This is a genomic window from Pseudoalteromonas sp. (genome assembly GCF_041629635.1).
In the GTDB taxonomy this organism is placed as follows: Bacteria; Pseudomonadota; Gammaproteobacteria; order Enterobacterales; family Alteromonadaceae; genus Pseudoalteromonas.
On the sequence record NZ_JBFKMX010000040.1, the window covers coordinates 19639 to 27197 of the forward strand.

Annotated in this window: 6 protein-coding genes; 5 read left to right on the plus strand and 1 reads right to left on the minus strand. The window is 39.8% G+C overall.

Going from position 1 to position 7559, the window contains the following annotated elements; translation table 11 throughout:
- Positions 1-13 precede the first annotated feature (13 nt).
- On the minus strand, positions 14-2467 hold the full coding sequence (locus ABYD77_RS07975; protein WP_372768709.1) for a penicillin-binding protein 1A: 2454 nt from the start codon (positions 2465-2467) through the stop codon (positions 14-16).
- A 135-nt stretch (positions 2468-2602) separates the two neighbouring features.
- Here ABYD77_RS07975 and ABYD77_RS07980 point away from each other — a divergent pair, with 135 nt between their 5' ends.
- From ABYD77_RS07980 to ABYD77_RS08000, 5 genes are read left to right on the plus strand one after another with little or no spacing between them, the layout of a single operon-like run.
- Positions 2603-3682, plus strand: coding sequence for a pilus assembly protein PilM (locus tag ABYD77_RS07980; protein WP_372768711.1), 1080 nt, complete (start codon positions 2603-2605; stop codon positions 3680-3682).
- Entirely contained in the window at positions 3670-4236 is a 567-nt protein-coding gene (locus ABYD77_RS07985; protein ID WP_372768713.1) for a PilN domain-containing protein, read from the plus strand. Before ABYD77_RS07980 ends, ABYD77_RS07985 begins: the two co-directional genes overlap by 13 nt.
- The gene (locus ABYD77_RS07990) at positions 4233-4838 is read left to right on the plus strand and encodes a type 4a pilus biogenesis protein PilO (protein ID WP_372768715.1); all 606 of its coding nucleotides are present in this window, start codon (positions 4233-4235) and stop codon (positions 4836-4838) included. The genes ABYD77_RS07985 and ABYD77_RS07990 overlap by 4 nt, the downstream gene beginning before the upstream one ends.
- Positions 4835-5368 (plus strand): pilus assembly protein PilP, encoded by a 534-nt coding sequence (locus ABYD77_RS07995; RefSeq protein ID WP_274763183.1) that lies wholly within the window; start codon positions 4835-4837, stop codon positions 5366-5368. The genes ABYD77_RS07990 and ABYD77_RS07995 overlap by 4 nt, the downstream gene beginning before the upstream one ends.
- Positions 5355-7439: a type IV pilus secretin PilQ gene (locus tag ABYD77_RS08000; protein WP_372768718.1), complete on the plus strand. Its 2085-nt coding sequence runs from the start codon at positions 5355-5357 to the stop codon at positions 7437-7439. Before ABYD77_RS07995 ends, ABYD77_RS08000 begins: the two co-directional genes overlap by 14 nt.
- Positions 7440-7559: the final 120 nt, after the last annotated feature.

Genomic DNA, 7559 nt, shown 5'->3' on the forward strand with positions numbered 1-7559 from the left:
GCTTTTTTGATGTTTAGAATAACTCTTCGTTAGTAGTTGCAACGTCATTAGATTCGTAAGGGTCGAATAAATTAGGCACCTCTTCTTGCGCAAATTGGGTTGGTGCAGTTCCTTTGATGAAATATTCAAAACGAGATGATTTATCTGTTTTTCGGCTAAGTAGCCCAGACTTGCGATCAATACGCACAGAGACTAAACCTTCCGGTTGCTCGATAGGTGCACTTGGCATACCTTTAAGTGCTTCACGCATATAAGCAATCCAAGCAGGTTGGGCTGTTCTTGCACCTGACTCACCACCTGCAAATTGATTATTGCTGAGGTTGTTATTGTATTGAACGCGACCTAATCGTTTACCTGGGTCATCAAATCCAACCCAGGTGGTGGTAATAATCTGACTATTAAAGCCGGAGAACCAAGTATCAACTATATCATTTGTCGTACCGGTCTTACCTGATAAGTCATCTCGCTTTAAATCTTTTGCGCGCCAACCTGTGCCTCGCCAACCAGGCTCACCATAGACAGCTGTTTTCATAGCATCAGCAATTAAAAATGCATTTTGTTCACTAATAATACGAGGAGCATAATGATAGCTATCACGTACTTCTTCAGCTGTACATTGGTTGCATACCACTAGAGGTTGCGTTTGATAAATAATATTACCTTCTGCATCTTCAATACGGTCGATAAAGTAAGGTTCTATCAAATGCCCACCATTAGCAAATGTTGCCATACCACGAGCAACTTCCAATGGCGTTAAAGATGCCGCACCCAGTGAGAGAGCTTCATGAGGTTTGATATCTTCAGGTGAAAAACCAAATTTTAGCAAGTGGTCTACCGTATTGCGAGCACCAATGCCCCTAAGCAAGCGAACAGCAACTACGTTTTTAGATTGCGCTAAAGCGCGACGGACACGAATTGGGCCATCATAATTAGCAGGGCTGTTTTCAGGGCGCCATGCAATACGCTGTGCGGAGTTCCAGCTATTAATTGGCGCATCATTAATAATTGTTCCTAAGGAGTATCCATGCTCAATAGCAGCAGAATAAATGAAAGGTTTAATATTCGAACCAACCTGACGCTTAGCTTGAGTAACCCGGTTGTATTGTGATTGCTCAAAGCTATAACCACCAACTAGCGCTTCGATTGCGCCATTTTGTGGGTTAAGCGATACAATGGCACTACTCACATCAGGTATTTGCGATAGTTGGTATTGACCAAATTCATTTTGTTGCAGCCATACAAACGCCCCTGGATGTAAGATGTCAGAAGTTACCTTAGGTGCTTTACCTTGCCTTGATTGGGTAATGTAGGGGCGTGCCCACTTTAAGCCATCCCAATGTATAGTAATTGAGGTGCCGTCTTTGAGTATTGCATACGCATTTTGCTCATCAGTTTGTTCGACTACTGCGGCTTTTAGATATCCAAACTCGTCAACTGATTGCAAGTAAGTAAGAATGTCATCGCGTGACCAAAAAGCATCTGTTTCTGAATTCCAAAGGTATATTTTGACACCTCGAAAACCATGGCGTTGATCATAATTGTGGATGTTGTCCATTAAAGCTTTTTGTGCGGCCGCTTGGTTCCGAGAATCTATTGTGGCAAATACTTTGTAACCGTTATTATAAGCACCTTCTAAGCCAAAACGAGCGACCATTTCAGCGCGGATCATTTCAGAAATATAAGGTGATGAGAAATCAATTTCAGTACCATGGCGTCTAGCGGTAACGGGAGCATTTTTAGCATCATCATATTGCGATTGTGTGATGTAACCTTCAACTAGCATGCGATGAAGAACAACATTTCGACGCTTCTTGGAGCGTTCGGGGTAACTAATTGGGTTTAGTGTAGAAGGGGCCTTTGGAAGACCTGCAATAGTAGCAAGTTGTGCAAGTGTTAACTCTTGTAAATCTTTTCCGTAATAAACTTGAGCAGCTGCTCCAATACCGAAAGAGCGATGCCCGAGTGGGATTTTGTTAAGGTAAAGCGTAAGGATTTCATCTTTACTCATCAAGCTTTCGATATGAAGTGCAATGAATACTTCTTTAATCTTTCGCATGAACGCTTTTTCACGGGTTAAAAAGAAGTTTCGAGCGGTCTGCATCGTAATGGTACTAGCCCCTTGCTTCTTTTGTCCGGTAGTAATTAATACAATAGCAGAGCGGATAATACCGATAGGGTCGATACCTGGGTGCTCGTAAAAACGATTATCTTCTGTTGCTAAAATTGCATGTATAAAGTCCTGTGGAATTTGATCTATGGTAACCGGAATACGTTTTTTTTCACCAAATTGGTTGATTAATCGCCCATCTTTAGTAAATACTTGCATAGGTGTTTGAAGTTGTACGTCTTTTAAAACGGCAACGCTGGGCAGTTCGGGCTTCACGTAAAAGTAAAGGGTTACTACTGCAAAAGTACCAACAATGGTACATATGATAATAAAACGTAAAAAGTTTTTTATAAAAGCCACAGAAAATTCCCGAGAATGGACTCCCAATTACAAGATAACACTGGTAGTATATCCTGATTAATTTTTGAATAAAATTTTTTCGCTAGATTTTATAAAGTTATTATAATTATAAAAAAAAGGATTAGCGTTAGGTTTATGATAGGTCAACTGTTTAAAAAACCACAGCCGTTGATGGTTGGTATTGATATTGGCTCTCACTCCGTAAAAGCGGTGTTGCTCAGCCAGAAAGAAACGCATTACCGACTTGAAGCGTTTGCTGTTGAGCCGATGCCTAAAGGGGCAATGGCCGAAAGGACCATTCAAGATATTGAAGCTGTTGGTCGTGTTATTAATAAAATCCGTAAAAAACTTCCCAAGAATATTACGGAAGCGGCAACTGCGGTTTCGGGTCAAGCTGTTATCACTAAGGTTATCTTTATGGATGTTGCCTTAACGGATGCTGAATTAGAGTCGCAGATTGAAATTGAAGCCGATAGCTTAATCCCATACCCATTAGATGAAGTAAGTTTGGATTTTGAAAAACTTGATGTAAATGATGCTGATCCTTCTAAGGTAAATGTGTTGCTTTCCGCTGCGCGAACTGAAAGTGTAGAAGCAAGAGCTGGCGCAGTTGAAGCCGGTGGATTTACACCAAAAGTTGTTGATGTGGAAGCCTATGCCTTAAGTCGCAATATCGACCTTTGCTATGATCTTCTACCTGAAGATGCAACAAATAAAGTTGTTGCATTTATTGATGTCGGTGCGACGATGACACTAATTAGTGTTGCTCAAAATGGTGAAACACTTTATACCCGTGACCAAGTGTTTGGTGGTGAACAGTATACTCACAGTATTGTGTCGTATTATAACAAAAGTTTTGATGAAGCCGAATTAGCTAAAACATCAGGTGATTTACCACCTAACTACACATTTGAAGTTTTAGCTCCTTTCCAAACCTCATTTTTGCAGCAGGTTCGTCGTGCAATTCAAATGTTCTTAACTACAAGTGGTAAAGAACAAGTTGATTATATTGTGCTTTCGGGTGGAACTTCGTTGATCTCAGGTTTAGATAAGCTGTTGATTGATGAGCTTGGCATTCACTCTGTGATAATGAACCCATTTGAAAAAATGGAGTTAGCACCTGGCGTAGATCGTGAATCCTTAGAAAAACATCAAGCTCAATTAGCAGTTGCAACAGGCTTAGCACTAAGGAGTTTTTCATCATGCCACATATAAACCTCCTGGCGTGGCGTGAAGCGTCGCGTAAAGAAGCACAAAAGCAATTTGTTACAATACTATTTCTAGTTGTGGTTTTATCCTTTGGTAGCATGTTCGGTCTGAGTATGTTTTATGCAGCTTTAAAAGATGGTCAGAATGTACGAAATAACTTCTTAACCTCGGAAATTGCACTCCTTGACCAGCGAATAAAAGATATTCGAGAGTTGGATAAACGTAAAGCGAGTCTACAGCAACGTATGCGCCTGATTGAAGAGCTTCAAAGTAACCGAAATCTCGGTACACAAATTATGGATGAGGTTGCTTTAGTTGTACCTTCTGGCGTTTACTTAACAAGCTTAGAACGTCGTGACAGAGCACTACAAATCGTAGGCAAGAGTGAATCACACAACCGCGTATCTGCAATGTTGCGTAAGCTAGAAGAATCGTACCTTTTTGAAGATGCAGTGATGCAAGTTATTGAAGCTGGAGATCAAGAACTTCGTCTACTAAATGATTTTAACCTAAGGTTCAGAGTGAAGCCTTTCGAAGAAATTAGCGAGGCTCAAGAATGAATATTGATTTAAAATCGCTAAACGAAATTGAATTAGATGAGTTAGATTTAGAAAATGTAGGTAGTTGGCCTCTTGCTGTCAAGGCTATTGTTTGCATTATCGCGGCAGGTCTAGTTGCTTTTTTTACATACTCAATGATGGTTTCAAGTGAAATTGAAGCATATGAGCAAGCTCAGCAAAAAGAGCAAGAGTTAAGGACTACTTATCGCCAAAAATACGATGTGGCAAGTAAACTTGAAATATACCGACAACAAATGGTTGAGATGGAAGAAAAGTTTGCTCAGTTATTGAAGCGTCTTCCTACATCGAGCGAAACTCCAGGTCTTATTGAAGACTTATCATACATTGGTACATCAAGTGGTTTAACATTCCACAAAGTAGAATGGATGCCAGAAGTTGAAAAAGAGTTCTACACAGAACTGCCGATTAAAATCGAAGTAGTGGGTAGCTACCACGACTTTGGTGAATTTGTGAGTAAAGTTGCTGAATTACCTCGTATTATCAGCTTGCATGACTTCACAATTAAAGGTGGTGATAAACAAGAACAACTGGAATTTAGCGTTGTTGCTAAAACATACCGTTATGAAGGAGAGCGCGAATGAAAAAATTAGCTATTTTAGCATTGCCTCTTATTCTAAGCGGCTGCTTTGATGATTTAACAGAGCAACAAGAGTTTATTAATCAGGTGCGTGCTAATACTAATAATAACGTTGAGCCTATTCCTGAAATAAAGAAGTTTAACCACTTTGCTTACACCGCCAGTGAAAAGCGAAGTCCGTTTGTGGCACCTAAACCCGAAGTTATTCAGGATCGATTATTGCAGGTACAGAATTGCCTCCATCCAGATCCAAGAAGACGTAAAGAAGCGTTAGAGCGGTTCCCGCTAGAGAACTTACAAATGCGCGGAACGATAGGTTCAACAACCGAGCTATTGGCATTGATAACAGCGCCTGATAACTCGTTACATGAAGTTGGTATTGGTGGCCGAATGGGTTTGTTTAATGGCAAAGTAACTCAGGTTCAAAATGGCTTTATTGAGTTATTAGAGTTAATACCTGATGGTGCAGGATGTTGGAAAGAACGCCTGACGAAAGTGGAAATCGTGGAGGCAGGTAGCAATGCGTCAAGTTAATAATAAAGGGTTTAATAATATGCGATCAGCAGTAGGTCTACTCCGTAAAGGTTTTGCAACTTTACTGACAGCCGGTTTATTGGTGCTTTCATTTGGGGCATCTGCTGTCCCGCTGCTATATGATGTGCGCTACAACCCATTACTCGATGGTGAAACGGAAATCGAATTCGTATTTGACGAAGAGATTTATATTGAACCTAAAATTCAGGTGTTTTCTGAGCCTGCTCGTATTGAATTATTTTTCGATGAAGCTGACTTTGAAGAAAATCTAACTGAAGTGTTAATTAATAAAGCAGGTGTTAAACGTGTTACCCATGCTTTTGAAAATGACGGCTTTAAAGTTACTGTTTTCTTAGACTATCTTAAAATTTATCAAACACGTGTAGATAAAAACTTATTCTATTTACATGTGAGTGATAACCCAACGCAAGATGTTGCTGAAACATCAGCAGTAGAAGACAGCTCTAGTTATATTAACAAAATCCAAGCTATTGATTTTCGTCGTGGTGAAAGCGGTGAAGCGCGAGTGATGATTTTCTTACAAGAAAACATGGCTGCAATCGACGTTAGTGAAAAAGCTGGCAAAATTGTTGCTGAATTCCACAACACCGATATTCTTGATGATTTATTGTATCAGTTAGATGTTATGGATTTTGGTACGGTAGTAAGCACTGTTGAAACCTTTAAAGATGGCATCAACAGCCGTATCGTTATCGATACTACGACAGGTTTTGATTATAACTATCAGCAACTTGATAACATCTTCACATTAACGGTTGAAAAAGACGAGTCTAAGCGAAGTTTCCTTGGTGATGGTAAAGACTACCAAGGTAAGCCTATGTCACTTAACTTCCAAGATATTTCTATTCGTCAAGTGCTGCAAATTATTGCGCAGTACAATAACTTCAACTTAGTAACAAGTGACTCAGTTGAAGGTAACATTACACTTCGTTTAGATGGTGTTCCATGGGACCAAGCGCTAGATGTTGTGCTACGTATGAAAGGCCTAGATAAGCGTATGGATGGTTCTATTCTGATGGTTGCACCGACAGAAGAATTAGCATCGCGTGAAGCTCGAGAGCTAGAAGTTAAACAAAAAGTTGCTGAACTTGAACCTCTATATAGCGAGTACATTCAGCTAAACTACGCAAAAGCGAAAGACTTCTCAGAACTATTAAAGTTTGAAGGTAACAGTATTTTATCAAGCCGTGGTTCAGTATCGGTGGATGAGCGTACCAATACATTACTTATTAAAGATACAGCAGTAAGTATTGAAAGTGTTCGTCGTATGATTGAGAACCTTGATATTCCGGTTAAGCAGGTAAAAATTGAATCTCGCATGGTTACTGTTCGTGACAATGTTCAAGAAGATTTAGGTATTCGTTGGGGCTTTAGTGATCAACAGAATTCAGATGGTGTTTCAGGTACCTTAGAAGGTGCTAACAATATCGCAAATGGCATTATTCCAGCACTTAGCGATCGTTTAAATGTTAATTTACCGATTGCAAACCCAGCAGGTAGTATTGGTATTCATGTGGCAAAACTTGCTGATGGCACGCTAATTGACCTTGAGTTATCTGCGCTTGAACAAGAAAACAAAGCTGAAATTATCGCAAGTCCAAGTATTACCACTGCAAACCAAAAACTTGCTCGTATTGAGCAAGGTACTGAAATTCCTTATGTTCAAGCTGCATCAAGTGGTGCAACTACGGTTGAATTTAAGAAAGCAGTATTAAGCTTGGAAGTAACGCCACAAATTACTCCTGACGACAAGATCATCTTAGACCTCGTTATTACTCAGGATACGCGTGGTGATACAGTACAAACACCAACTGGCCCTGCAGTGGCAATTGATACACAGAAGATTCGTACTCAAGTATTAGTTGATAATGGTCAGACAGTAGTGCTTGGTGGTATCTACCAGCAGCAGATTGTGAGCAGCACGAAAAAAGTACCTCTGTTAGGTGATATTCCTTACCTTGGTTACTTGTTCCAATCTAATAGTGAATTTAATGAGAAAAAAGAGTTACTTATTTTCGTAACTCCGAAAATTCTTAATGAATCTTTGTAGCTAAAAAGGGCTGAATAGCCCTTTTTATTGTATAACACTTGAAAACCTTGCCTATTTGTTGAGATAATCTCCGCCTTACTTTTGGGGACCAGCTAATAAGCGGGGTTTTTTTCAATTTTA

Coding starts and splice junctions, on each gene's coding strand:
- ABYD77_RS07980 (WP_372768711.1), top strand. CDS start 2,603: ATGATAGGTCAACTGTTTAAAAAACCACAGCCGTTGATGGTTGGTATT.
- ABYD77_RS07985 (WP_372768713.1), top strand. CDS start 3,670: ATGCCACATATAAACCTCCTGGCGTGGCGTGAAGCGTCGCGTAAAGAA.
- ABYD77_RS07990 (WP_372768715.1), top strand. CDS start 4,233: ATGAATATTGATTTAAAATCGCTAAACGAAATTGAATTAGATGAGTTA.
- ABYD77_RS07995 (WP_274763183.1), top strand. CDS start 4,835: ATGAAAAAATTAGCTATTTTAGCATTGCCTCTTATTCTAAGCGGCTGC.
- ABYD77_RS08000 (WP_372768718.1), top strand. CDS start 5,355: ATGCGTCAAGTTAATAATAAAGGGTTTAATAATATGCGATCAGCAGTA.